The organism is Chryseobacterium sp. StRB126 (assembly GCF_000829375.1).
In the GTDB taxonomy this organism is placed as follows: Bacteria; Bacteroidota; Bacteroidia; order Flavobacteriales; family Weeksellaceae; genus Chryseobacterium.
In genome coordinates, this window is record NZ_AP014624.1 from 4,268,755 (window position 1) to 4,294,951 (window position 26,197).

Here is a 26,197-nt window from a genome sequence, read left to right on the forward strand (position 1 = left end):
AGCCGGTTATAAATTTCCCTTAAATCTTTTAAAAATCTACTACATTTTCACATTTAGGTCTATTTGTTGAATCACTAAGGTTTCATATATTCGTTTATATTTTAAAGAATGGATACAACTGTTATTAATATTGTCTGTCTTATTTTATTGTTTGTTGGGGTACTGGGCACATTCCTTCCTGTTTTACCCGGACTTTTATTAAGCATCTGCGGATTATTACTCTATAAATTCGGGACAGATGCTGATCTTCCGATGATCTATATCTGGGCTTTTGGAATTCTTACGGCAGCTTCTGTTGTTTTAAGCTATGTGATTCCTGCAAGAACTAACAGAAAGTACGGCGGAACCCGCTGGGGAAGTATTGGTTCTGTAATAGGAACTATTGTCGGGATTTTTATTCCGATCCCGTTAGGCTTCCTTATCGGAATGTTCGCAGGCGTGTTTATTGGTGAAATGCTTCACGACAGCAAAGACATGAACAAAGCCTTACAATCTACTAAAGGTGCTCTTATTGGGTTTATTTATGGTACGGGATTCAGTTTCGTTGTGGGTATGGCAATGTTTTTGGTAGTATTCCTTAATATGTTTGATATTATTTAACTCAAAAAAAGAAAAATCATGCTTCATAAAGCCATCCTATTCAGCCTCGGAGTTTTCGCGTTAACGGGATGCGATGCCCAAAAGAAAACTAAAGCAGACTCAAAAGCTCCTGAAATGACAACCAATATAAAGCCTGATGAGCAAAAGAATGATCTCATCTACCTGAATGAAGGAGAAAACAAATTTCTTCTGGATTATAAAATGAATATTACTTTCAAAGGGATTTCCGAAGACAGCCGATGCCCTGAAGGGGTAAACTGTATCTGGGCCGGAGCTGCTCTTGCTCAAATTGAAGTTATGGGAACTTCTACCCGACCTGTACTTTTGAATCTTGCCAGTATAGATTTTCCTGCACGAAACTATCTCCAGGCTGCCGAGTTCAACGGTTACACCATCACCCTGAAGGAAGTCACTCCATATCCTAAAGCAGGAGGAACTGAAGAGCTAAAAGGGAAATACAAAATAGCAGTCAGCATTAAAAAAGACAAACCATCATCAGGCACTACCAAGAAATCGCCTCCTTCCCTTTGGAAATAAGATATTCATTAATTTTTGAGAAAGGCTTACTTCCGAAGAATCCTCTATAAACGGAAAACGGTGAAGGGTGTGCCGATTTCAATATAAAATGCTTAGCCGGATCTATAAGTTCGGCTTTTTTCTGTGCAAAAGCACCCCACAATACGAAAACCACATTCTCTTTTTTATCTGAAATTTCCTTAATAATGTAGTTGGTAAATGTTTCCCAACCAAGATCTTTATGAGAATTTGGTGAATGGGCACGAACCGTAAGGGTTGCATTCAATAAAAGAACGCCTTGCTTCCCCCAATCATCTAATTCTTTGGATGTTCTTACAACTCCAAGATCATCTTTTAATTCGATAAAAATATTTTTAAGGGATGGTGGTGCTGTAACCTGCTCAGACACGGAAAAACACAAACCATTCGCCTGATAATCGTTATGATAAGGATCCTGACCAATAATCACGACCTCAACATCTTCAAATGCTGTAATTTCCAAGGCTCTGAAAATTTGATTTTTCGGAGGAAAAACCTTAGTGGTTGCATATTCATTTTTTACTTTTTCCCAAAGGGTTGTAAAATATTCTGTACTTTTTATCGGGGCTAAAATTTCTGTCCAGGTCATACTGCAAAAGTAATTAATATTAAAATAAGACTACAAATTATACTTTAAATATCTTCATTTTTCTTTCTATTAAAATATAAGAGAAATAAGATAAAACAATAGATAAGGCCAACAACACAAAGCTATTCAAAAGTTCTGAAGGCAGGAATACTAATCTTTCTTTTAGCACGATATAGTGAATAATGTATAATGAATAAGAAATATTTCCCAGAAAATAAACTGCATCACTTTCTAAAAATCTTTTGATTATACTGTCTTCACCATCATATAACTGCTTTATTATTATTGCTGACAATAATGGGATAAAGAAGAGTCCCTTTTCTGTATATAACAATAATAAAAACAAAATCATCGCAATATAAACAACCAAACGTCTTCGTAGTTGAGAGCCTGATAAAAAAGCTATTCCAATTCCCAACAGGTAAGATGATAGCGTTCGGACCAGAGAATTTAAACCATAAGTAATATCAAGATAATCTGGAGATTTAATCATTTGCATTGGCATTTCCGGGCCTAAATATAAATTATCCGGAAGATATGGAAGAATTACTCTTAAAGCTAAGCCTGCAATAATCAATATTTCACTGCGTATTTTATACCGAACAGTAAAGAAAAGCAGGAAAGGAAATATCAGATAACAGACCCACTCTGTACTTAATGACCAATACACTGCGCCTAATGAGTAATTAGGATGAAAAAAACACTGCAATAAAGCAGCATTAAATAGAAATTTAGCTATTGAAGCATTTGTTAAGAATATGACGATAAAAATAACAGAGAGAATATAAACCGGATAAATCCTGTTCACTCTTTTCTTATAAAACACCAGTAATTCATTAAAATTCAACACCATAAACTTACCCGAATAAGAAACTGCCAATAAGAACGCACTTAATACAAAAAAAATATCTACCGCAACATAGCCTTTCCCCACAACAGTCTGAATAATATCGGCCTCAAAATGACTTAAATGAAAAAAAGCGACCCATAATGCTACAATTCCCCTTAATCCAGTTAAGGATTTAATTTCATTTTTCATATATTGTGTTTATTATCCATATATTGGGGGCCAAAGGTAGAAAAAAATCATGGATTCAATATTTTGTGTTTTTTAACCTAAAAATAATATTGTCCGGATTATGCTCATCTTTTTTACCCGCTTCAAGAACAAAATTTTGCTTTAAAAGAAGCATTTTAGAATTTTCATTGAATCTGCTTGTAATGGCTACAATCTTCTGTAACTGCAATTGATTAAACCCATACTCTAAAACGGCACGGAGCGTTTCAGACATGAGCCCTTTTCGATGATAATCCGGTAACAGCTCATACCCAATTTCTGCAGTGTTTCTATCTTCTGAAAAATTCCAGAGACATATTGTTCCGATAAGATTTAAACGGTCTTTATATGAAATTCCCCAGAAAATAATTTCTTTATGCTGAGTTTTTCTTTTAATGTGCAGAATAAATTCCAACGCATCATAATTAGTCTTAGGAGAATTCCTTTTCACATATTGATTAATAACCTCACTACTTCTGATTCGAAGAATATCCTCTATATGTGCTTCATTGATTTCTTTTAAGACCAGTCTTTCGGTTTCAAGTTTCATATTTTCATTAAAAATTATCATCAAATCTTTGAAAAGAAATACTGAATAGGGAATAATTCTTTCATTAATCTATTTTGTAAATCACTCAAATATACGTAATAATCAAAATTCTCACTAAATTTGCATTGTGTATATAGATAAAGAAGATTTAGACGAATTAGAGTTTCCGCAATTGCTCGCGGAAATCTCCCCATTTGCGTATTCTCCGAAAACAAGAGAAAAAATTCTTCAACTTCGTCCCATGGAAATTGACGAGGCGGAACTTTCACTGAAAAAAACTTCAGAATATCTGTCTAGTTTTGAAAGTTCAAATGCGATTCCGTTTGATGAATATGAAGATATTGAAAGTGAGCTGAAATTGATGCTGATTGAGAATTACCGTCTGGAAAACAGTGCTTTCATCAAAATAAAAACCATCACGGAACAGATCGGAAAACTGCAGAAGTTCTTCCCTACCATGCCGGAAACATTTCCTACTTTACTGGAAGAGGTTTCTGTACTGGAATTCAGAAAAGAGATCATCGATAAGGTGGATAAGGTATTCAACCGATTTGGCGAAGTGAAAAATGAGGCTTCTCCAGGGCTGAAAGGGATAAGAACTGAAATCCAGCTTGCTAAAAAAGCTATTCAGGAAAACTTCAACCGTGCTCTGACTACCTATGGACAGAGTGACTTTTTGGATGATATACGGGAAACAATTATTGACGACCAAAGGGTTTTAGCAGTAAAATCAGGATTTAAGAAAAGAGTTCCGGGAAGGACCCTGGGAATTTCAAAAACCGGTTCTATCACCTATATTCAGCCGGACAGTGTTGTAAAACATTATTTCAAACTTCGTGAAAGTGAAGAGGAAGAGAAAAAAGAAATTGATAAAGTCTTAAGACAGCTCACCACAGAACTTGCAGAATTCCAGCCTCAGCTTTGGAGGTATCAGATGTATATTTTTGATCTTGATCTGGTAAGGGCTAAAGCTAAGTTTGCAGAACTTATCAATGGGGTTCTTCCTAAAATCAACCGCCATAAAACATTGAGGTTAAAAGATGCCTTTCATCCTTTATTATGGCTAAGAAATAAGGTAGAGAACAAAATTATTCATCCACAGACTCTGGCTTTAACGGAACATAACAGAATTATCTGTATTTCCGGGCCTAATGCCGGTGGAAAATCCATTACCCTGAAAACTGTCGGGTTGCTGCAACTGATGATTCAGAGTGGTATTTTGGTTCCTGTTCATCCAAAGTCTGAAATGTTTTTCTTTGAGAAGATCATGACTGATATTGGTGACAATCAATCCATTGAAAATCATCTATCCACGTATTCATCAAGGTTAAAGAAAATGTCAGGAATCATCCGTGAGGCTGATTCGGATACGCTTTTACTGATTGATGAGTTCGGAACGGGTTCTGATCCTGAATTAGGTGGTGCTTTGGCTGAAAGCTTCATGGAGTTTTTCTATGATAAGAAGAGTTTTGCGATCATTACAACGCATTACACCAATATCAAACTGGTTATAGAACAGCTTCCGAATGCTCAGAATGCAGCCATGCTTTTCAACGAAGAAACGCTGGAACCAATGTACAAACTGGAAGTTGGGCAGGCAGGAAGTTCATTTACTTTTGAAGTGGCTGAAAAGAATAAAATCCCAAGGTTTATCATTCATTCTGCTAAGAAAAAGGTAGAACATGATATTGTGAATCTTGATAAAACGATTGTAAAACTGCAACAGGAAAAATTTGAGGTTGAAAAACTGAAAACTGATCTTGCAGAAAGAAAAGAATCTGTAGAGGACAAACGTGATAACCTTCAGAAACTGAATGAACAGCTTCAGCAGAAATTGTTCAATTTCCAGAAACTGTATGAAGAGGAACATCGTAAACTTCAATTTGGAAATAAGATTGAAACTTTCATCGACAGTTATACGAAAGGAAAGTCCAGAAAAGATGTTGTAAAGGATTTTGTGAAGCTTCTTGAACAGGAAAAGTTCAGAAAGATAGGTGCTGACAAGGATGAATCCAAGCGTCTGCAGGTGGTGAAGAGAAAGATTACGCAACAGCTTAAAAAGGAAGATGTGATTGAAAAAATTGCTGAAACCAATGAAAAACTGGAGGAAAAACGTAAAAGTGACCGCGCAGTCTGGATGAAGGAAGGCCAACGTGTCCGAATTACCGGAAGTACCAGCGTAGGAACGATTGAGAAAATTTCCAGAAACAAGGTGATTGTGAATTACGGAACTTTCAAAACGACGATTGATGCAGATGAATTAGAGAGAATCTAATCAATTTGAAAATGGATTAATCTGAGAATTTGAAAATTAACCGAATACAATAATGGAAGAGAGCGTCTTAGGATGCTCTTTTTTCTTTTATACATTATCGTAAAATTTCCCTACTTTTAACAAAAACAATAATTTATGAAACCATTAAAAGCACTTTCGGACCTTATTCCAATACCGAGTTATACTGTTATCATTCTCTGTTTTTTCTTTCCTTTTTTCCTGATAAAATGTGGTGATACCACCTTAATGTCTATCAAAGGAACAGATCTGGTAACTGGAATTTCCCAGCAAACAATGAATGAACGTATGAAAGAAAATCTGAAAAATAATTCTCCGTTTGGTTCTGCTTTCGGAAATAATTCAGGTGATAAATCTTCAAATTCCGATTCTGAATACTCACCACTGAACGAATCCAACAATAAAAAAGAGAAAGAAAATATTCCACCAAGCCCGATTATTATCATCGCTTTTCTGGCAGCTATTGCCGGGATTATCATTCAGCTGGTAAAAAGTATTAAGAAAAAATATATCTACCATATTGCAGTTTCCTTAGCAGGACTTATTTCTTTGCTTACTTTCTATTTGACTTTCCAATCCAAGATGGAAGGGCTTGGAAACAATAAAATAGGAATGGGATTAGGAGGCGGAGTGACTATCAGTTATGGTTTTGGAACTGCTTTTTATGTATGTGGAACATTATTTCTGATTGTACTGCTATTCTTTGGAGTGTTTTCTTATTACCTTAAAAATGATCGAGAAGCTATTTATGGTTCTCCAAATCAAGATACAGAATCTTAAAAGAAAAAATATTTACAGATAAAGAAAGAGTGTTGGGTTCAGACACTCTTTTTTATTTAGAATTACATCTATTGTAAAATCCTTCAAGTCTATAGCTTTTTGTATCTTTCAAAGAAAATGTTGAAAAAAATTACATTAGGAATTCTTGCCTTCATTTTAATCTGGATTGCTTTTATATGGACCAAGTACCATTTTTCATATCCGGATTATTCACAGGAAGACATCAACAACATTTTCAAAAAAGAAAATCTGAAAGCCCCTGTTTATGATTCTATTAATTTAAGAGGATACAGCATTCGCTATCTTACGAATCGAGGGAATGAAAATGTAGCTCCCAATCCGGAAACCGGACGTAAAAAGCCTTATCTTTTCTTAGTTCATGACAGTGGAAAAAATTCCGGTTATTTTTTAGATTATTTCAAGAATAAGGATATCAATACAATATTTCATGTTATAGCTGTAGACCGAATTGGATTTGGCGGAACCCATCTTCCCAAAAGAGAAAGCAATGGCAATGAAATTTTTCCAATGGAAAAAGAGGAGTTTGGAGAAAAGGCAGATTACGTAACTTCTATCATTCCCAGTGAGATTTTGAAGCAGGAAAGGCAGCATATTGAAGAAGTACGTATTGTAACAAACGGATGTTCAGGTTTATTGGGAGCAAAAGCTTTTAACTGGATGAGTTTATCCGTTGTAAAAGCATTTATGTTCTATCCTGAAACTGAGCCCAGATTCATAGGAAGTATGGCATTCAGTAAACTGATTTCAAGCCCGGTATTAAGCTTTCTGTTTCCAAGAGCTTTTGTAAATAAACATAAAGACCTTTTATTAATAGACGATATGAGAGGGAAAGATAGAAAAAGCCTCATCGACAATGCGAAATATTCTGAAGATAAAAATTTTGAACGCGAAGAAAACCTTTACTACAAGCGTAATGAAGGAAAAAGACTTAAATCACTCTTCTTTATGATGTCTGATGAAAGCAAGAAAAAGCAAACCGAGAAAATGATTGGAACAGGTCAGTTTTCTGTACAAACAATTGATAAAGTTGATATTTATACTCAACCTCAGTTTGTTTTCGACAAAATTCTCGCGAACGAAATTTATACAATGGATATTAATCAAATTAAAAAATAGTCTGTATACTGCTGAAAAGCATTTAATTTATATATTTGGAAATCTAAAATTTATTAAGATGATTTCAGTAAACAAAGCGTTTTATCTATCTGCATTCAGTATTTTTTCTTTAGCCTTCGTTAAAGGTCAGAACAAAGTTCCTTTTGGGGTTGTAAAAGCTGAAGAAGGATATGCCAATGTACGCGTACATAAGGATAACTACAGAAAAATTGTAGACAAGATCCGTATGCGTAAAGGGGATGTTTTTGTTTATGTAAAACCTGCTCCGGGAGAAACGGAATGGATCTGGATTAAATATCCTGAAAAACAAGACGAAGACAAACCGTTTGTACGCTATGAAACGCTTGACAAAGAGGGAATGGTAAATAAAGAACGTATCGCCTTTGTGGATCAGCTTCCAGCCTATACTCCTTCTAAATCTAAAAACGGAAGATCACTCATCTTCACAGATAATTCCGATCCTAAGATTCCTACCGCCCAAAGAAGCAAGGTTGTTATTGATGTGTATCCATCCAATGCCGGTTACCGCAAGAAGGAAAAAGACGCAGAAGGAAAACTTCTTACCATTGATAAAGTAAAGCCATGGGGAATTGGAAATGATCTTCCTGAAGGAATGACTGAGATCAAGTCGATCAGGCTTCAACAGCCTGGAAGAGGTTCTGTTTTTGTAAGAGAAGCTATTAAAAATATGTTCCAGCCTACCATGGACTTTAATAACGTAGGAGTAACTTCTTTAGACAATGACAATATCTTCCTTTATATGACTAATGGCACAGGAGAATACAGATATACTACTCTTTGGACCATCAAGAAGGGAAGAGTAATCAGCCAGATTATTTATCATAATCCGGAATAAATTCATTATTTTTGCACCGAAAAAGTTTACGCTTATTCATCACAGAAACTGGTTCTGCATAACCGCAGATTAAAAGGGAACCGTGTGAAAATCACGGACTGTCGCGCAACTGTAAGTAACTGAAGTCTTTATCAAAAGATCCACTGTGCGAGGCATGGGAAGGAGATAAATGATGTTACAAGTCAGGAGACCTGCCGATTTCTTAAACAAGAAACTTTCGCGATTTGAAGTTTTATTGATCTGATGGATTGTTTCAGGGATTTCCAAAGTTCCTGTCATTATTCTGTTGTTTTGATACGATTTCATTTCGCCTTAATTAATAATGAAATATGACTACAGAAGAAAGAATTGAAGCTGCCGAAACCAGAATCTTCAAAGCGGTTTTCCCTAACACAACCAATCATTACGATACCCTTTTCGGAGGTACTGCCATGCAGCTGATGGATGAAGTAGCCTTTATTGCAGCAACCCGTTTCGCAAGAAAAAGAGTGGTAACAGTAAGCAGTGACAAAATCGATTTTAAAAAGCCAATTCCTGCAGGAACAATCGTAGAGCTTATCGGAAAAGTTTCATACGTTGGAAAAACCAGTATGAAGGTAAACGTTGAAATCTACACAGAACAAATGTACTCTTACGAAAGAGAAAAAGCAATTGTAGGTGATTTTACTTTTGTAGCGATTGATGAATTCAAGAAACCAATCCAGATACTATAAATACAAAAGTTTCGGGCGGCCTTTGGCCGCCCGAAACTTTATATCCTTTTTACTTTAAAACTTTTTCTGTTTCCAGACTTCTGTTCAGCAGCAGTTCAAAAGCCTCTCCCATTTCATCTGATGCTCTGTTAATAGCATTTTCAAGCATATTTCTGATTTGCTTTTCGGTAACTCCAGCTTCCGTCCAGCTTTTTCCTGAAGTATGGGAATTCAGAATGAATGGCATAATTCTATCGATGGAACAAGCAAAAATTGCATCCGGAGTAGCTTCTTCTTCAAATTCAAGCCATAGGTTAAAGAATTCCGAACGTAAAGGTTCATCCAGAATTCCGAAGATCTTCTGTGCAGAAATCTTTTCTCTTTCAAACTTCCCTACCATAGCGGCTTCATCGAAAAGGAAAGTATCTCCTGCTTCAATCTCCACAAGGTCATGAATGGAAAGCATTCTAATCACTCTCAACAAATCTATATCCGTTCTATTTTTCGCATAAGGATAAAGGATTTGTGCTAAAATAATGATCTGCCACGAGTGCTCTGCTGTATTCTCTCTTCTGGAATCATCTGCATTATAATTTCTTCGCTGTACATTTTTCAGGGCATCTACTGCCAGGATAAAATCAATCTCTTTTTGAATCTTCATCTTACTTTTATCTATTGTATTGATCTGATGGATATACCTTGGTTCTGGTAGTCCATTTATTGTTTTTCTTTTCTTTTATAATAACTTTCACATAACCATCTTCGCTGCTGTCCTCTTCTTTTTCAAGCACCTTATCAAGTCCTTTTTGAGGAATTACTTCAAATTCTGTGGTGAAAAATCGGCAGCACCCATCCTTTCCAAAAGTAATGATACGTTTACGAACCGGATCTGTTTCAAAGAAATCAAAATAATTTGATCCCAGGTCGGTAAGTTCTTTACTTTTTACAAAAGCCATTCTGGTACTATTAAATACATACACATCATAAGATGCTGAACTGTAATTTCCCATATTACCATTTCTTATGGCAAGGTCTTCCGTTCCGTCAAAATTAAAGTCACCAAAAATCAATGGACTTTGTTCTTTCTTTAATGGGATCACTTTCCCACGCTCCAGCCTCTGCCCTTCTCCAAGATGCAGTACCAAATTATCGGATGTGAAAGTCTGCACTTTGGTGTTATTGTTATTAAATAATTCAACGGTCCCTTTATCCATACACTGGTCACTGAAACAATTGTCTATATGAATGATGGCATCATAGTTTTTTGAGGCATCTTTAACCTCAAACTGATATTGCCCAAAACACAATGGGCCTAATAGGATAAATGCGGATAAACTCCTGTAATAATTCGAAATATTCATGTTCATAGTCATATTGGATTCAAATGTTTTTATAAAAACTTTCAAACAAAAATACGAATCATAGTTCCGATTTCAAAACTTAAATGTATTAGAGAAATAATAAATGATGATCGATAAATGATGTTTGATGAAAGATAGAAACTGAAGTCATGGCCATCTATTTTTGATTTAAACACTATTACACCTATACCTTTCACAAATAACACAATAATCTTAAGGCATAAAATCCTATACAATATTACTTAACCTGAGTTCGGGATAATAATTGAGATAAACTTTGTAAAAAATAGCAATAATTCGTATATTTAAGTTTCTGACATTCAAATATTTAAACGATTTATTGCTATGAATTTGAAAGACCAAATTACAAATATTTTTGTACAAATTGATGATTTTTGTAAAGAGTTTGATGCGCAAATTAAAAAATTAAAGCTAGAAGCATTAGGAGACAGCAAGAAAAGAAGAAACAGAACTTCAAAAATGTTTGATTCTGAAATTATCACAATCATGATAGGCTTTCATTTGGGAGCTCACAAAACATTTAAACATTACTATCAGGAAGTAGTTTGTGGATATTGGAAAGATTTATTTCCAAATAGGCTTTCCTACAACAGGTTTATCGAGCTCCAACAAAGATGTTTTGTTGTTTTTGTCTTGTTTTTGAAAGAAAAATGTCTTGGAAAATGCACAGGAATCAGCTTTATGGACAGTACAACTTTGAAAGTCTGTAGAAACCAAAGGATACATAATCATAAAGTTTTCAAAGGTTTCGCAGAACGCGGAAAGTCCTCAATGGGCTGGTTTTACGGCTTCAAACTACATTTGGTATGCAATGAAAAAGGAGAACTTTTATCCTTTTATTTGACAAAAGGAAATGTGGATGACCGAAATCCGAAACATATTAAGAAAATGACCAAGCAATTGTTTGGGAAGTTGTTTGCCGATAAAGGGTATCTCTCAAAAGCCTTGTGGGAGATGCTTTTTGCAGATGGTATTCAACTCTTTACCAAACTTAGAAAGAATATGAAAAATCACATAATGACAATGGAAGACAAGATTTTGCTTAGAAAAAGAGCTATCATTGAAACCATAAATGACGAACTAAAGAATCACTGTCAGGTTGAACACACCAGACACCGAAGTGTGAACAATTTTATAATGAATATCTTGGGAGGGCTAACAGCATATTGTTTCTTTCCAAAAAAACCGTCACTTAACTTAAAAAAAGTAAATGACGGTCAACTATTTTTAAATTTTGCTTAAACCGAACTCAGGTTACTTAATAAAGTTTTAACCCGTTTTGTCATCCGGAAGGATCTAAACATTCTAAAAACATTTTTACCATCAATAAAAATCTTAATCTTTAACCCATCTATACTTCCAGATTTTCCAAAACTTATCATTTTTTTTATTTTTTTCTTTCAAACCAAAGTCATCCAAAATTTATATTGAAAATTATAAAGCTGATTATCAATAATTTAAATGAATTGTTTTAAAAATTACACTACTTTGTATTGCATAATACCATTTTATTTACATATCTTTGTAATGTAAAATTAGAATAGGCTCAACTAGCTAGGAGCATCTTTCTAAAAATATAACCTTAATTAACAAAAATTATCAAAGATGAATACTGAAAATACCAAAGCGCAAATGCGAAAAGGGATTCTGGAATTCTGTATTCTAAGTCTCATTAATAATCGCGAAATGTACGTTTCTGATCTTATTGATGAACTGAAAAAAGGAAAACTAGATGTAGTGGAAGGTACCCTCTACCCTCTTCTCACAAGACTTAAAAACGGAGAGTTTCTCTCCTACAGATGGGAAGAATCTACAGGCGGACCGCCCAGAAAATATTATCAGATCACAGAAAAAGGAAAACTTTTCCTGGATGAACTTCAAAATACGTGGAATGAGCTTACAGCTTCAGTAAACCAAATCACTCAACAACATTAAAAAACAAAGCTATGAACAAGACACTCTCAATAGGACTCGCAGGTTTTTCTTTTACAATAGAAGAACACGCATATATAAAGCTCAGCGATTACCTGAACGCTCTAAGAAGCTCACTGGACGCTTCTGAAGCAGATGAGGTAATGCATGACATAGAAATAAGAATGGTGGAAATCTTCAGAGATTCTCTGGGAAAACGTGAAGTAGTTAACGATACTGATGTAGAAAAAGTAATCGCACAGATCGGAACTCCTGAGAAAATTGAAGAACAGGAAGAGGCTTATTTTTCTGAAAAAAATACAACGAAAGAGACCAATACCGGCGCTCATTATACAGACAAAAAACAATTATTCCGTGACCCTGAAAAGCAGAAAATCGCGGGTGTTTGTGCAGGTTTAGCTCATTATGTAGGAATGGACATTACAGCGATGAGAATTATCTGGGTAGTTGTTTTCTTAGTAATGATTCCTGCGGCAGGAAGTGCTTTAGTAATTCTGCTGCTTTATCTGATCCTTTGGCTGGTTCTTCCAAAAGCACAAACCGCTTCAGATTTCCTGAAGATGCAGGGAAAGCCTATGAACTTCGACAATCTTAAGAATGAGTCTAATAAATTGGTACAGTTTGCCAATGAATCTACTCAGAGGGTCGGAGAAATCTACAACGAAAACAAGCCATACATCAACAATGCCGGAAGCGGAATCTGGAATATATTCAAATATATCATCGGGGCATTCTCAGTATTGGTTGCTCTAGGAAGTATTATCGGAGTATTTGTATTATTTGCACTTTTCGGAATGGATACAGATTTCCCTGGTGCTAATCAGATCAGATTCTATATGGATGATAACGGTATGGATAAAGTACTGGCAGCGATCATGATTATAGGAAGTTTAATTCCCGCTATCCTTTTCAGCTTACTAAGTATTAAGATATTCTCTCCAAAAACAAAACTGAGAAATCTTGGATGGGTAGTTGGTGGATTATTTCTTCTTCTGATCGGGCTTGGAACTTATTTCGGAATCAGCATGGCAAAGAAAAACCTGATCTACAAAGGCAGCAAGGAAGATATTGAAAATGTAGCCATCAACACTACTTCTGACACAGTGTATGTAGATGTAAAACAGGTAAGCATTCCACAGAATTACAAAGCCTATGATGATGACATTTATTCTGATAAAAGATCAGTGTATGAAGAAGATTATATCTCTGTAGAAGTGACAAGAAAACCGGAAGTAAAGACCCCATACCTAATCATCAAAAAAGAAGGAAACGGTTATAATTTCCCAATTCAAGTAAATGTTCCTGTAGAGGTTGTTAATAATAAAGTAATGCTTCCTAACTACATTAAATATCCGTATGACCACAGATTCAGAGATTACAGAGTAAATTATGAGCTTGTAGTTCCTCAAAGCACAATAGTAATTCCTGTTAAGAAAGACAGAATTGACTTTGACGGAGACCTGAACGGAGATGGTATGGATGATGATGACCAAGACAGAGATGAAAATCACAACGGAATCAGAATCGAGAAAAATAAGATCACGGTAAACGGTTCCAGCATAGAATATAACTCTGATGATAAAGACAGCGTTATCATCAACGGTAAAAAAGTTCCGAACAACCAAGCTAAGAAAGTAATTGATTCCGTAGCATCTGATATTAAGAAAATCAACAAAGATGTGGACATCAAAATAAAAGACGGAAAAAACGAAATATCCATAAAAACTAAATAATTAACTACAGAGAGTGGTAGAAGGTGTGAATGGAAAGCAACCGTTTGAAATTCACACCATTCTTCTCTCATAAAAGTGAAAAAAAGTTAACATTTAGTTCTCCATATGGAAAAATTGTTATAACTTCGTTCAGTTAAAATTTAATAACCAACCAACACTAAAAAACACTCTTATTATGATACAATTTGCAATGGAATTCGTAATGAAAATCGTAGATTTAATCAACGGTTTGTTTTAAGAGCAATAATATTTCAATATATTTGTAAAAGTATAACCAAATTGGTTATACTTTTTTTGTTTTTAATCCAAGAATCTATGAAAAAGCTGTTAGGCAAACTGATGTTAAAATTATTAGGATGGAAAGTTGTTCTACAAGGCGATGTAAACGTCCTGAACCGATGTATCCTGGTGGTAGCACCGCATACCCATAATATGGAATACATTTTAGGAAACTTTGCCTATTGGTCTCTGAATAAACCTTTAAAAATCATTATTAAGGATGCACACACCAAGGCTTGGTATGGAGGGATTGTAAAAGGGCTTGGAGGGATAGGTATAGACAGAAGCCAGAAAAATGACCTTGTGAATTTTGTAGCCAGCCAATTTGCCAAGGAAGACTTCAGCCTTGTAATTACCCCAGAAGGAACAAGAAGCTGGGTTCCAAAATGGAGAAAAGGATTTTATCATATGGCTATGGCAGCAAAAGTACCTATTGTATTGGCAGCAGGAGATTTCAAAAGAAATATAGTATACCTTGGCTACACCATTCCTTACGAAAGAATTGCATCTGTTCCGTTTTCTGAGATCATGCAGGAAATTCAGGATTATTATGTGAAAAACGATATTGTCCCTAAGGTTCCGGCCAACTGGAATCCAAATATTATGGGAACAGGAGAATAATAAAGATCATTTCTCGTCATCATCATTTATCAATCATCTCTTATCTATTATAAAAATGAAAGGTCAGACAAAAGAAGAAATACTAGCATTCATCAATAACTGGGGAGGCGAAACCCTGGCAAAAGCAATGGAAATCAAATTCATTGATATTGATCTCGAAAATGAAACCCTTACCGCTACCATGCCGGTCCTTCCAAGAACACATCAGCCTTTCGGAATCATGCATGGTGGAGCAAGCTGTGTACTGGCTGAAACTCTAGGTTCTAGCCTGTCTAATATCTTCATTGACGGCGATAAATACTATGGTGTAGGAACCAATATCAACTCCAACCACCTAAAAAGTAAAAAGGACGGAATTGTAACGGCTACTGCACGTTTTATCAGAAAAGGAAAAACAATGCACGTTTCTGAAATTGAAATCAGGGATGAAAAAGGAACGCTCATCAACCATACTACCATGACGAATAATATCATCAATAGATAGGTTGAATATCCATAAAAATTAAAAGCTCAAAAAAATTGAGCTTTTTTTATATCCTTACTGCAACCTTTTGTTTTTTCATCTAAAAAAAACATGTTTCCTTAAAAAACAGCTCATATAATTTTGACATCTTTAAGACTAATAATACCTTTGCAGAAAGGAAAATCAACTTCGGAATTTCCTATATTATTTCCGGTTAGTGATTTTCAAAATCCGTTCATAGCTCATGATTTATTTCAAACTTCCCTTCAACGAAGGATTATATGCTGTAGAAGAAACAACTGATAAAAATGCAGTCAATTTTCATTCCTATAACAGCCTGAATCAGATCAACTTTAATGGAAACATCCTCAAGGTTGAGTTTGCAAATTGGAAAGAAGTTTCGATTACTAATAAGTCCCTGGCAAATGATACTACAGGTTTTACAGCAGAAACTAAGGAAGAATATTGCAGTACTTTAGAACAGGTAATTGAAGTGATTAAAGAAAATGATCTTCCCAAATTGGTTTATTCAAGGAGAAAGATCTTTACAGACTTTCATACAATTGATTATAAGGCCAGTTTTGATAATCTATGTAAAACTTATCCCAATGCTTTCAGATATCTGTTTAATGATGGACAAAATGCGTGGATGGGAGCTTTTTCTGAAGTATTAGGTAAGTTTAATAAAGCTACGCATGAGTTTGAGACCATGGCACTGGCTGGAACCCTTCCCACCTCTGAAGAATGGACGGAAAAAGAGATTGAAGAACAGAAACCGGTTAGCACTTACATTCAGAATATTCTTAAAAACTATTCGGATCAGGTACAACAATCTGAAACTTATGATCATGTTTCCGGAAATATTAAACATCTTCGTACAGATTTTAAAACAACTGTAAAACCCAGTGATCTTGATCGCTTAATTCAGGATCTTCACCCTACTCCGGCAGTTTGTGGTATCCCTAAAGATTTCTGTAATGAAAACATCCGGAAGTATGAGAAATTCCCCCGTGAATTCTATGCCGGCTATATCAAAGTAGAAACAGAAGAGAGTATTCTTTATTTTGTAAATCTTCGATGTGCAAGATTGTACAAAGATACCGTACATGTTTTTGTAGGCGGTGGTATTACTGCCCAAAGCAACCCCGAAAAAGAATGGATTGAAACAGAGTTGAAATCTGAAGCTATTTTGAAAAACCTGGTGGTTTCTTAATTTTTTTAAACCACAGATTTCTTTCTGATAATTTATTTACAAAGAAAGGATAAAATATGTTTAGATTCTTTCTGAATGACAAAGTGTATGGTTTAATCTGTTTTAAATCATTGTGGAATTTGTGAAACTATTTGTGTTTCAGTAGTAAGTTTCGGCTAAAGCCAGATGAATTTTATTGGGTTTATTTAGGCGGGCTAAAGCCCACCTCTATTGATGTTGATATCCGTACCGATATACAAGGAGAAAAGTAGTTGTTTAACGACAATATCTTTTATCTTTTATCTTTTATCTTTTATCTTTTATCTTTTATCTTTTATCTTTTATCTTTTATCTTTTATCTTTTATCTTTTATCTTTTATCTTTTATCTTTTCCCCATAAAAAAACCTCCTTCAAAAAAGAAAGAGGCTATATCTATATAAATATTTAAATTACTTCTTTACACCGATTCGGCTCCAGGTATCCATTACAAAAAGCAGGATAAGACCTATTGCAGCAGCGGATGCAGAAAATACAAACTTAATGTTGTCTTCATCAGCAATAAGGTCATTCTGCCAGTTGATAGCATACAAATTAATAGCGATGAAAATGATGAACAGTACTAAAAATACTTTATAAAACTTCTTCATAATTTTTAAAAATTAACATAATTCAGCACCAATTGGGCAAAATTTGCAGTGAATAATTTAATTGAAATCGCTAAAAGGATAATACCGAAAACTTTCTGAAGAATCATCAAAGTAGCATCTCCTATTTTCTGCTCCAACCATTTCGCTGATTTCAGCACCAAATATACGAAAATTGTATTAAGAATAATTCCGAAAATAATATTAATATCATGAAATTCAGCTCTGAGGGATAGCGCTGTTGTTAGAGTTCCGGCACCTGCAACCAGTGGAAATGCGATGGGTACGATAGATGCAGCCTTTGCCTCGGTTGTTTTATTGATTTCAATTCCTAAAATCATTTCCAGCGCTATGACAAAAATCACAAAAGCTCCGGCAATCGCAAATGAATTGACATCTACTCCAATGAGCTTTAGAATTTTATTTCCTACAAATAGGAAAACAATCATAATTACTCCTGCAGTAATTGCAGCCTTACCAGCTTCAATCTTTCCGAACTTCTGCTGAAGACTTACTATAATGGGAACTGAGCCGATAATATCGATAACGGCAAAAAGAACCATAAAGCTGGTAACGATCTCTTTAAAAGAGAAACCATCAAAAATTTCCATCTCTTTGTAATTAAAAATTTCGCAAAAATATGAAAATAAATTAATTATTTGCTAATTTGTGAATATAAATTAACAATTGTTTTCAAAAGTTCTTCTATACCATCATGAGATTTCACAGGAGCATATTTCTCCATCTGAATTTTCTGCTGCAATCTTGCATATTGTTCAGCCACTGAAGAGCCTTTGTGTTTTTCAAGAAAAGTCTTAAACTCTGCAGTAGAGCCTTGAAAATACTGGTTTCTCACTTCCTGATCCAATTCTTCCAGTGTAACAAAAAACTTTTCATAATCGCCATTATCTTTGAGGTTTTCAAGATAACCAAAATAATCGTTGATATCCGTTTTCAGCAACTCTCTAATCTCTTTTTCCGTTTCAGCCACAGAACCTAAAGGTTTTTGAGGTACGGTTTCCCTAACTAATGTACGTTTTTTTTGCCAAGTTTTAAATAGCAGGTACAGAATAAATAAACCTAAAAGAATGGCAATATTGGTTAAAAGAATATTCCAGTGGAATTTACTCTTTTCTTTTACTTTAAATGAAGTGGTTTTAAGAACCGGAGTATCTACCGTCTCCAAAAGGTTATTGGTATATTCATTCACCTTTTCCACTGTAGAGCGGGATTCCATTACCTGATCGTGGGAAAGTGCATTTACATCCAAAATTTTCTGCCCCAAATCCATATATTCTTTGCTCTCAGGATCAAAGAAAGCAAACGGTTCTGTCCTAATAGAAATAGCTCCTGATTTGTTAGGAATTACTACATAATTGGCAAAAACTTCTCCTTTCATCCCCGTGCTGCCCGGATAAACCTTTGAGATGACCTTTGGAGCAAAAACTTCATAATCGGGAGATGCTGCAATTTTCGGAAGTACCAGATCCGGTAAGTTTCCTTCTCCGGCAACCTTTACAACAACATTCAATGGCTTTTTAGCTTCAGGTTTTTCTTTCGTAGTATTATAAACGCTTACGTTAAAATTTCCAACTGCATTTTTAAAACCATCAGGGGCACCTTCCGGAAGTTTTCTTACATTAATTTTTACTTTATTGGAAACAATTTTATTTTTATTTGAATAGGAACTTACGGATGCCGATACTCCAGGCACTTCAACATATCCGGCTTCATTCGGGAAAACCATAAACATCGCCAGGATCTGGGATGCCATATTTCCGTTATCAGACGGATCAATTTCAGATTTATTGAAATTAATTGGGTGTACGTTGATGTTTTCCTGTTGTGGAAGACGGATATTCTTTACTTTCCTAAGATTATCTATATTTCTGGAATATACTTTCAGAACAGCAATGGTAGGCTGATCCTGATATACATTCCTGTCTTCAATCTCCATATTCAGATATACTTCATTGGAAGTATTACTGGCTAAGGATTTCTTTTCAACAATATCTCGGATATTAACGTCGAAAGGTTCGGTTTTATAGATTTTATTATTGACGGTAACCAGTACTGATCCAATTTTAATTTTCCCTTTTTTCTTAGGCTCAAGAGCAATTCTGGATACTTTCTGAGTAATAAGTGTATTGGTTGCAGGATCAATCACGGTATTGGTTACGGATCCGCTGCCGATAATATTGAATTTTGAAAGATCCGGAAGCTGGAAACCCGTCTGCTGAACAAGATCACTCCCATTCAGTTCAAGAATTATTGTAAGGTTTACGATATCCTTACCTCCGTAATCGTTCTTATCAGCATCAAGAGAAAGATTTACCTGTCCGTAAGTAATTACGGATGCTAAAGTAAGCAATATGTAAATCAATTTGTTTTTCATCACCAATCTTTCTCGTTGCTTTCGGGCATCGAATAAGAATTCTTGTTTAAAATTCTTCTGGCGGTTTCTTTTTCTTTTTCGTTTATTTTATCTAAGAGCTGATTTTCAAGATTTTTCGGCATTCTGCCCTCATTATTCTGATTTTTCTGAGGATTGCCCTGGTCACTTTTACCTTCGTTTTGCTGGCCATTTCCCTGATCCTGTCTTTGATCCTTTTTATCACCTTTCTGATCTTCACCTTTGTTCTGATCATTACCACTACCGCCGCCTTGTCCGGACTTATTCTGCTCGTTTTTGTTTTGTTGCTTTTCTTTTTCCTTTAGTTTAGCAATCTCATAATTTTTACGGGTAGCTTCACTGTAAGGATTTTGTTTAAGCGATTTTTTATAATAATCTGCCGCTTTTTCCGGCTGATTCATCTGCATATAGGTATTTCCTAAATTATGAAGGGCAGCCGCCTTGTCCGGAAGCGTTTGTGAAAGTTGTTGTGCTTTTTCAAATTCCGCTTTTGCTTCTTCATACTTTTTACTTTTATACAAAGCATTTCCCATATTGTAATGAGCCGTAAAATCTTTGTCATTGGATTTTACAGCTTCTACATATTTAGAAGAGGCTCCGTCATAGTCTTTACCGTCAAATTTCTGATTGCCTTCATGAACCAAAGTTCTGTAGTTTTCCTGCCCAAACAAAAAGCCTGAGAATGAGAAAGCAACTATAAACGATAAAAATATGATTTTAGTATTCATTACTTGCAAAATTATTCCTTTATATGTTAAGAAACAGAGTTTTATTTGTTAAAATTGGGTTAAAGTACCTATAGATTTTCTTCTATAAATAAAGGAAAACTATAGATTGAAATCATTTTTGGGATTAAAAATATAAATTAAAAAGAAAAACAAGATAGATACCGCTAAAAAATATTGATAATAATGGTTTGCATTCTGTGATTTTACCAGTGTTTCTGATCCTGAAGACTTCTTATTAATAGCATCAATGATCCTGTCCGGAGCCTCATTGATATTATTTCCGTCAATATATGCTCCTCCTGTAGAACCTGCCATTTTACTCAAGGCTTCAGTTTGTCTTTTGGAAATAACCGTACTTCCATTGACATCCGTTTTATAGCCCATCAATTGTCCATCGTTGTATACAGGAACCGGAGCTCCTTCATCCGTTCCTATTCCTACAGAGGTAATAGTAATTCCTTCTTTATTGGCAAGCCTTATGGCTGCATTGTCATTCCCTTCATTATCTTCACCGTCACTCAGCAATATAACTTTTCGGGACCCTTTGCTTACATTTTTAAATTTCTCAGTGGCTGCCTGCATTCCTTTCAGAAAATCTGTTCCCTGGATCTTCATGGAGTTGGTTTCAATAGCCCCAATATAAGTTTCCGCAGAATTATAATCTGTTGTTAAAGGCATTATTGATATAGCCTGACCTGCAAAAATAACAATTCCGATCTTATCGTTCTTCATTTTCGACATAGTCTGCATCATCAGGTTTTTGGCCTCTGTAAGGCGACTCGGTTCAATATCTTCTGCATTCATGGAGTTGGAAACATCCAACATAAAGATCACATTATTCAACCTCTGATTACTTTTCACCTCTTCGGATCCATTCAAAAGATCGATGATTGAAAATATCAGAAATAACGTACCCAACAGGTATAACGCAGGAAAAAACCTTGTAAATCCTGAATTCTTTTCAAACAAATGATCATGAAACTGGCCGGCAGCAAAGATATCTCTCTTTTTCTTTCTCCATTTAAAAAAACGAACCAAAAAGAAAGCTAACAGCGGCAATAGCAACAGTAAAAATAAATACCAGTAATTTCCTAAAGACCAACTCATCAGCTTAAAATTTTATAAAACACCCATCTCATTAATGCATCCAGTACCAGCACCGCCAAAGCTATCCAAAGAAAGATCTTGAAATACTCTTCATAGTTATACAGCTTTGATACTTTTACATCAGATTTTTCCAACTGATTGATCTCATCATATACTTCTTCAAGGCTGCTGTTGGAAGTAGCTCTGAAATATTTTCCACCTGTAGTCTGAGCAATTTCTCTCAAGGTATTTTCATCGATAGTTACCTCAGCTTCAGTAAAAATAAGATCTCCGAAAAAATCTACGGCTGTTGGCATCAGCGCATAACCATTTGTCCCAATACCAATGGTGTATACCTTTATATTATTATTTTTTGCCAGTTCTGCCGCAAGTTGTGGCGGGATTGCATTTTCAATATTACTTACCCCGTCCGTCATCAGAATGATAACCTTGCTTTTGGCCTTACTTTTAATCAAATGATTCACAGCAACAGAAAGCCCTTCTCCAATGGCTGTTCCCGGTTCAAGACCTGTAGAATTAAGATTTTTGATCTCATCAATCACCACCTGATGGTCTGATGTAACAGGAACTTTGGTAAATGCTTCAGCCGCATAGGCAACTACTCCTATCCTGTCATTCGGACGTTTCTGAACAAATTTAACAGCAATATCCTTCAGGGCAGTAATACGATCCGGATTTAAATCTTTTGCCAGCATACTGAGTGAAACATCAATAGACAGCATAATATCTACTCCTTTGGTATCATCTCTGTCCTGTGAAACCGTAAAGGTTCTGGGTCTTGCCATGGCAATAATAAGTGCCGAAAGAATGATATACTTTGATATCTTCAATAAGAAAAGAATACCTTGTATACTGCCACCCGTTCCCATATTTTTTATGGTAGGAACTTTTATACCTTTTCTTTTCTTTTTACCCGCATCTTTTATGATAAGAGGAATAAACAGCAGAAAAAGCAGTAAAAACCACGGACTGTAAAATTCAAAACTAAACATCCTTTCTTAAGTTTTCGAATTCTAAATCTTTGGATGATCTTTTCACAAAGTCTCTGATGTCTGCAAAGTCTTTCTCCATCACTGCCTGATCCGGAAATGTTTTGGCAAATTTCACCAAATCGCCTCTCAGGAATACTTCTTCTATAATTTTCTCATTATCCTGAGAAATGGTATTGTTCTTCTTCATTACATCAATAAGGTCATCTGTTAAAAGAACATCTGCAGGAAGATGATATTGTTTTGCAATAAAGTTTCTAGATATTTCGATCAGTTCCACATAGAACGAACGGAAATTACCGTCTTCAATATATTTTTTCTTTTTAAGGGAATCCAATTCCTTCAAGGTTTGGTTGGTGGCTACCACTGGAGAGCTTTTCGCTTTTCTGCCCCATTTTACAATCATAATGATAGCAATAATCAGAGCAATGGCTGCCAATGCTGCCAAAATATAAAACTTGTACAGTTCCCAATAATCTTTGGCATCAAGCTTCACCTCCTTGTTTTTCATGATATCATTAATCTGGTCGGCTTTCTGCGCTGTATTAATGACTTCTATTTCGTAAGGAATGGTTTTTAGTAGTTTATCTCCTACTTTAAACTCCAGTTCAGGAATGGTAAATTTCCCTTCTTCAAAAACGGCAAATTCTATTTTTCTTTCGTAGGAATTAGCATTTTGTCCAATGCTGTCTTTGGTTTCTTCAAAGTGAAAAGGCAGCAATTCATTTTTGGCTGCAGAGTTTACCTGCTCATCATGGATATTATCAATCTTTATAACAAGATGATTGGTTTCTCCCAGAGCAATGGTTTTCTTCTCTACATTGGAGGATAATATCTGTGAAAAAGCATTTGCACAGACTAGAAAAGATAGTATTAAAAGTATTTTTTTCAATGTTAAATAATAATAAAGGCTAATGCCTGATGTTTTATTGACGGGCAAAACCCACCGTTATTTTTTCTGAAAATAATTATACAACAATTTTGAATAATCCGAACCGGTATTTACATTCATAAAACTTGCCGAACTATTGGCAAAATCTTCTTCCAACGCTCTTAATTTCTGTTTCTGAGCTTCTGCAAAGGTATATCTCCATCTTGCACTGGAAGTATTGGCCCATATTTCTTTTCCTGTTTCCACATCATACAGCAAGGTGTACCCTACATCAGGAATTTCATTGTCTTTTTCATCATAAATCCTCATTCCTAACAGCTGATGTTTCTTGGATGCCACTCTCAGCATTTTAGAGTCATATTCATCCTGAAAGTCTGAAAGCAGGAATACCAAAGATTTTCTTTTAAAAATCCCCATCATATATTCCATCGCCTTATCTATTTTAGATTCTGCCGGAACATAGTCTGCCGTAAGAATATTGCTGATGATGGAAAGAATATGTTTTCTTCCTTTTTGAGGAGGAATTACTTTATATACTTTATCAGCAAACAGAATCAATCCTACCTTATCATTATTTCCAGCTGCTGAAAATCCTAAGCTGGCCGCAATTTCTGCAACATATTCTCTCTTCAGCTGAGCTTTTGTTCCATAATTCATAGAGGCGGAAATATCTACTATGAGCATCATGGTCAATTCCCTTTCTTCTTCCATTACCTTTACAAATGGCTCACGGAAACGTGCTGTTTTATTCCAGTCGATTCTCCTTATCTCATCACCAAACTGGTATGGGCGGACTTCCGAGAAAGTCATCCCCTGCCCTTTAAAGGCACTGTGATATTGCCCCATTAAAGCAGCCTCCGTCTTCTTTCTGGTACGGATTTCTATCTGCTTTACTTTTTTTACAATATCTTTTATCTGCATAGAGGATTGTTATGTTTAAAGTTGAAAGTTTTGGGTTTAAGTTTTTTCGGAATCGGGGTACGAGTTTCGGGATTCATATCCTACTTCCTCATGCTTTAATTCCTACTTAAACTCAATAGACACATTCAACCATTCGTCATCAAACTTTGGACTGTATTTTTTATAAAAACTGATGGCTGGTTCGTTCCAGTTTAACACCTGAAAAACCATTCCGCTGTATGCATTTGATTTTCCATATTCCACTGTGGCATCAAACAGAAGTTTCCCAATCTGTTTTCCTCTCATTTTTTCTGTGACTACCAGGTCTTCAAGATAAAGTCTTCTCCCTTTCCATGTTGAATATCGATCATAATATAATGAGATCCCTACAATTTCACCATCCAATTCTGCAACAAAAGCGCCCCAAACCGGAGAGTTCCCAAATCCATCTTCCGTAAACTCATCCAGAGTTACCGTTACTTCATGTAATGCTTTTTCATATTCTGCCAGCTCTTTAATTAATTCCAACATGGAAGCACAGTCTTCCTGAACTGCTTTTCTGATTATAACATCACTCATTATGGCGCCTGGATTTTTGCTAAAATTCTGTTAATGATTTCTTCTGTTGTGATTTCTTCTGCTTCTGCTTCAAAGGTTAAGCCCATTCTATGTCTCAGTACATCTTTGGCCAATGCTTTTACATCTTCAGGAATTACAAAAGCTCTTCCTTTTAAAAACGCATAGGCTCTTGAAGCAATAGCAAGGTTAATGGATGCTCTTGGAGAAGCTCCAAAACTGATATAGTTTTTAAGTTCAGATAATCCGTAGTTTTCAGGATAGCGGGTTGCAAAAACCATATCCAGAATATATTTTTCTATTTTTTCATCTAAATAGATCTGATTAATCAACTCTTTTGCATCAACAATATCCTGAAGTGCAATCACCGGTTTCACTGTGGGTTGATGGGAAGTGGAAACCATTCTCATCACCTGTCTTTCATCTTCAAAAGCAGGATAATCAATGGTACACTTCAGCATAAAACGATCACTTTGTGCTTCCGGCAACAGATACGTTCCTTCCTGGTCGATCGGGTTCTGGGTAGCCAGTACCAAAAATGGTTTTGGAAGTTTCATGGTTTCGTCACCAATCGTTACCTGCTTTTCCTGCATCACTTCTAAAAGCGCAGACTGTACTTTTGCAGGAGCACGGTTAATCTCATCCGCAAGAACGAAATTCGCAAATACCGGACCTTTTTTTATAGAAAAATCATTGTCTTTAATATTGAAAATCATGGTTCCCACTACATCTGCAGGAAGTAAATCCGGGGTAAACTGAATTCTTGAAAAGTCTCCATGAACTGCATCTGCCAGGGTTTTTATCGCCAGGGTTTTTGCCAGTCCCGGTACTCCTTCAAGAAGCACGTGGCCATTCCCTAAAAGCCCAACCAATAGACGGTCTACCATGTATTCCTGCCCAATAATCACCTTGTTGATTTCCTGTCTCAGAAGAGAAAATAAGTAGTTTTTTTCTTTTACTTTTTCCGTCAACTGACGGAGATCCTCGGCTTGATATGTATCTGACATAGCTTGATTTAAAATAAGTGGTAAATTTCTGATAAATACTTGCATTAATCAACATAATGAATGCCATATTTGAGTTAAAGTTTGTTAAATATTCCAGGTTTAACAAACATTTTTGAATTCAAAATGCATTCTACTGTGATAATTCTATTGTAATATTTCAATCTTTTATATTATCATTCAATTCATTATAAAAAAATGTTGTGACAAATAATTATCACAACATTTTTTA

General features: G+C 35.4%; 28 protein-coding genes and 1 riboswitch. Of the genes, 13 read left to right on the forward strand and 15 right to left on the reverse strand.

Annotated features, from left to right (window positions below):
• Nucleotides 1-108 precede the first annotated feature (108 nt).
• Both CHSO_RS19190 and CHSO_RS19195 read left to right on the forward strand, forming a co-directional pair.
• Nucleotides 109-600: a DUF456 domain-containing protein gene (locus CHSO_RS19190; protein ID WP_045499647.1), complete on the forward strand. Its 492-nt coding sequence runs from the start codon at nucleotides 109-111 to the stop codon at nucleotides 598-600.
• Between the two features lie 18 nt (nucleotides 601-618).
• On the forward strand, nucleotides 619-1,137 hold the full coding sequence (locus CHSO_RS19195) for a hypothetical protein (protein ID WP_045499650.1): 519 nt from the start codon (nucleotides 619-621) through the stop codon (nucleotides 1,135-1,137).
• Here the strand turns inward: CHSO_RS19195 and CHSO_RS19200 are convergent.
• Genes CHSO_RS19200 through CHSO_RS19210 form a run of 3 tightly spaced genes read right to left on the reverse strand, consistent with a single transcriptional unit; the run spans nucleotide 1,103 to nucleotide 3,351 of the window.
• The gene (locus CHSO_RS19200; protein WP_045499653.1) at nucleotides 1,103-1,744 is read right to left on the reverse strand and encodes a uracil-DNA glycosylase; all 642 of its coding nucleotides are present in this window, start codon (nucleotides 1,742-1,744) and stop codon (nucleotides 1,103-1,105) included. The genes CHSO_RS19195 and CHSO_RS19200 overlap by 35 nt on opposite strands.
• Nucleotides 1,745-1,781: 37 nt before the next feature.
• Complete coding sequence (locus CHSO_RS19205) at nucleotides 1,782-2,783, reverse strand: acyltransferase family protein (RefSeq protein ID WP_045499656.1); 1,002 nt, start codon at nucleotides 2,781-2,783, stop codon at nucleotides 1,782-1,784.
• 55 nt (nucleotides 2,784-2,838) lie between these two features.
• On the reverse strand, nucleotides 2,839-3,351 hold the full coding sequence (locus CHSO_RS19210; RefSeq protein WP_045502971.1) for a GNAT family N-acetyltransferase: 513 nt from the start codon (nucleotides 3,349-3,351) through the stop codon (nucleotides 2,839-2,841).
• A gap of 127 nt (nucleotides 3,352-3,478) precedes the next feature.
• Between CHSO_RS19210 and CHSO_RS19215 the strand changes: the two genes are divergently transcribed.
• From CHSO_RS19215 to CHSO_RS19235, 5 genes are all read left to right on the forward strand, one after another.
• Nucleotides 3,479-5,626: an endonuclease MutS2 gene (locus CHSO_RS19215; RefSeq protein WP_045499659.1), complete on the forward strand. Its 2,148-nt coding sequence runs from the start codon at nucleotides 3,479-3,481 to the stop codon at nucleotides 5,624-5,626.
• 135 nt (nucleotides 5,627-5,761) lie between these two features.
• On the forward strand, nucleotides 5,762-6,424 hold the full coding sequence (locus CHSO_RS19220; protein ID WP_045499662.1) for a hypothetical protein: 663 nt from the start codon (nucleotides 5,762-5,764) through the stop codon (nucleotides 6,422-6,424).
• Nucleotides 6,425-6,541: 117 nt separating this feature from the next.
• Nucleotides 6,542-7,561 carry a hypothetical protein gene (locus CHSO_RS19225; RefSeq protein WP_045499665.1) on the forward strand — a complete coding sequence of 340 codons (1,020 nt, stop codon included), beginning with the start codon at nucleotides 6,542-6,544 and terminating at the stop codon, nucleotides 7,559-7,561.
• Between the two features lie 58 nt (nucleotides 7,562-7,619).
• Nucleotides 7,620-8,417: a hypothetical protein gene (locus tag CHSO_RS19230; protein ID WP_045499668.1), complete on the forward strand. Its 798-nt coding sequence runs from the start codon at nucleotides 7,620-7,622 to the stop codon at nucleotides 8,415-8,417.
• A gap of 32 nt (nucleotides 8,418-8,449) precedes the next feature.
• A riboswitch (cobalamin riboswitch) is annotated at nucleotides 8,450-8,631 on the forward strand.
• A 115-nt stretch (nucleotides 8,632-8,746) separates the two neighbouring features.
• Nucleotides 8,747-9,130 (forward strand): acyl-CoA thioesterase, encoded by a 384-nt coding sequence (locus tag CHSO_RS19235; protein ID WP_045499671.1) that lies wholly within the window; start codon nucleotides 8,747-8,749, stop codon nucleotides 9,128-9,130.
• A 49-nt stretch (nucleotides 9,131-9,179) separates the two neighbouring features.
• Here the strand turns inward: CHSO_RS19235 and CHSO_RS19240 are convergent, their stop codons facing one another.
• Both CHSO_RS19240 and CHSO_RS19245 read right to left on the reverse strand, forming a co-directional pair.
• The gene (locus CHSO_RS19240) at nucleotides 9,180-9,770 is read right to left on the reverse strand and encodes an HD domain-containing protein (protein ID WP_045499674.1); all 591 of its coding nucleotides are present in this window, start codon (nucleotides 9,768-9,770) and stop codon (nucleotides 9,180-9,182) included.
• Nucleotides 9,771-9,777: 7 nt separating this feature from the next.
• A complete protein-coding gene (locus CHSO_RS19245) occupies nucleotides 9,778-10,470 on the reverse strand; it encodes an XAC2610-related protein (protein WP_171817670.1) in 693 nt (230 codons plus the stop codon).
• A gap of 345 nt (nucleotides 10,471-10,815) precedes the next feature.
• On the opposite strand from CHSO_RS19245, the gene CHSO_RS19250 reads away from it, so the two are divergent.
• From CHSO_RS19250 to CHSO_RS19275, 6 genes are all read left to right on the forward strand, one after another.
• Nucleotides 10,816-11,733, forward strand: coding sequence for an IS982 family transposase (locus CHSO_RS19250; RefSeq protein ID WP_045492434.1), 918 nt, complete (start codon nucleotides 10,816-10,818; stop codon nucleotides 11,731-11,733).
• A gap of 363 nt (nucleotides 11,734-12,096) precedes the next feature.
• Nucleotides 12,097-12,426, forward strand: coding sequence for a PadR family transcriptional regulator (locus CHSO_RS19255; protein WP_045499677.1), 330 nt, complete (start codon nucleotides 12,097-12,099; stop codon nucleotides 12,424-12,426).
• A gap of 11 nt (nucleotides 12,427-12,437) precedes the next feature.
• Nucleotides 12,438-14,156 (forward strand): PspC domain-containing protein, encoded by a 1,719-nt coding sequence (locus CHSO_RS19260; RefSeq protein WP_045499680.1) that lies wholly within the window; start codon nucleotides 12,438-12,440, stop codon nucleotides 14,154-14,156.
• Nucleotides 14,157-14,471: 315 nt separating this feature from the next.
• Entirely contained in the window at nucleotides 14,472-15,056 is a 585-nt protein-coding gene (locus CHSO_RS19265; RefSeq protein WP_045499682.1) for a 1-acyl-sn-glycerol-3-phosphate acyltransferase, read from the forward strand.
• 55 nt (nucleotides 15,057-15,111) lie between these two features.
• Complete coding sequence (locus CHSO_RS19270; protein WP_045499685.1) at nucleotides 15,112-15,540, forward strand: PaaI family thioesterase; 429 nt, start codon at nucleotides 15,112-15,114, stop codon at nucleotides 15,538-15,540.
• 223 nt (nucleotides 15,541-15,763) lie between these two features.
• Nucleotides 15,764-16,732: a chorismate-binding protein gene (locus tag CHSO_RS19275; protein WP_045499688.1), complete on the forward strand. Its 969-nt coding sequence runs from the start codon at nucleotides 15,764-15,766 to the stop codon at nucleotides 16,730-16,732.
• Nucleotides 16,733-17,161: 429 nt separating this feature from the next.
• Here CHSO_RS19275 and CHSO_RS19280 read toward each other — a convergent pair whose 3' ends face one another.
• From CHSO_RS19280 to CHSO_RS19325, 10 genes are all read right to left on the reverse strand, one after another.
• Nucleotides 17,162-17,359, reverse strand: coding sequence for a hypothetical protein (locus CHSO_RS19280; protein ID WP_045499691.1), 198 nt, complete (start codon nucleotides 17,357-17,359; stop codon nucleotides 17,162-17,164).
• A 5-nt stretch (nucleotides 17,360-17,364) separates the two neighbouring features.
• Nucleotides 17,365-17,967, reverse strand: coding sequence for a MarC family protein (locus CHSO_RS19285; protein WP_045499694.1), 603 nt, complete (start codon nucleotides 17,965-17,967; stop codon nucleotides 17,365-17,367).
• 44 nt (nucleotides 17,968-18,011) lie between these two features.
• On the reverse strand, nucleotides 18,012-19,751 hold the full coding sequence (locus CHSO_RS19290) for a BatD family protein (RefSeq protein WP_045499697.1): 1,740 nt from the start codon (nucleotides 19,749-19,751) through the stop codon (nucleotides 18,012-18,014).
• Nucleotides 19,751-20,497, reverse strand: coding sequence for a tetratricopeptide repeat protein (locus CHSO_RS19295; protein WP_052480663.1), 747 nt, complete (start codon nucleotides 20,495-20,497; stop codon nucleotides 19,751-19,753). Before CHSO_RS19295 ends, CHSO_RS19290 begins: the two co-directional genes overlap by 1 nt.
• Nucleotides 20,498-20,596: 99 nt before the next feature.
• The gene (locus CHSO_RS19300; RefSeq protein WP_045499700.1) at nucleotides 20,597-21,604 is read right to left on the reverse strand and encodes a VWA domain-containing protein; all 1,008 of its coding nucleotides are present in this window, start codon (nucleotides 21,602-21,604) and stop codon (nucleotides 20,597-20,599) included.
• A complete protein-coding gene (locus CHSO_RS19305; RefSeq protein WP_045499702.1) occupies nucleotides 21,604-22,596 on the reverse strand; it encodes a VWA domain-containing protein in 993 nt (330 codons plus the stop codon). The genes CHSO_RS19300 and CHSO_RS19305 overlap by 1 nt, the downstream gene beginning before the upstream one ends.
• On the reverse strand, nucleotides 22,589-23,485 hold the full coding sequence (locus CHSO_RS19310) for a BatD family protein (protein ID WP_045502988.1): 897 nt from the start codon (nucleotides 23,483-23,485) through the stop codon (nucleotides 22,589-22,591). The genes CHSO_RS19305 and CHSO_RS19310 overlap by 8 nt, the downstream gene beginning before the upstream one ends.
• Before the next feature lie 57 nt (nucleotides 23,486-23,542).
• Nucleotides 23,543-24,406, reverse strand: coding sequence for a DUF58 domain-containing protein (locus CHSO_RS19315; RefSeq protein ID WP_045499705.1), 864 nt, complete (start codon nucleotides 24,404-24,406; stop codon nucleotides 23,543-23,545).
• 102 nt (nucleotides 24,407-24,508) lie between these two features.
• Nucleotides 24,509-24,964 carry a GNAT family N-acetyltransferase gene (locus CHSO_RS19320; protein ID WP_045499708.1) on the reverse strand — a complete coding sequence of 152 codons (456 nt, stop codon included), beginning with the start codon at nucleotides 24,962-24,964 and terminating at the stop codon, nucleotides 24,509-24,511.
• Complete coding sequence (locus tag CHSO_RS19325; protein ID WP_045502990.1) at nucleotides 24,964-25,968, reverse strand: AAA family ATPase; 1,005 nt, start codon at nucleotides 25,966-25,968, stop codon at nucleotides 24,964-24,966. The genes CHSO_RS19320 and CHSO_RS19325 overlap by 1 nt, the downstream gene beginning before the upstream one ends.
• Nucleotides 25,969-26,197 lie beyond the last annotated feature (229 nt).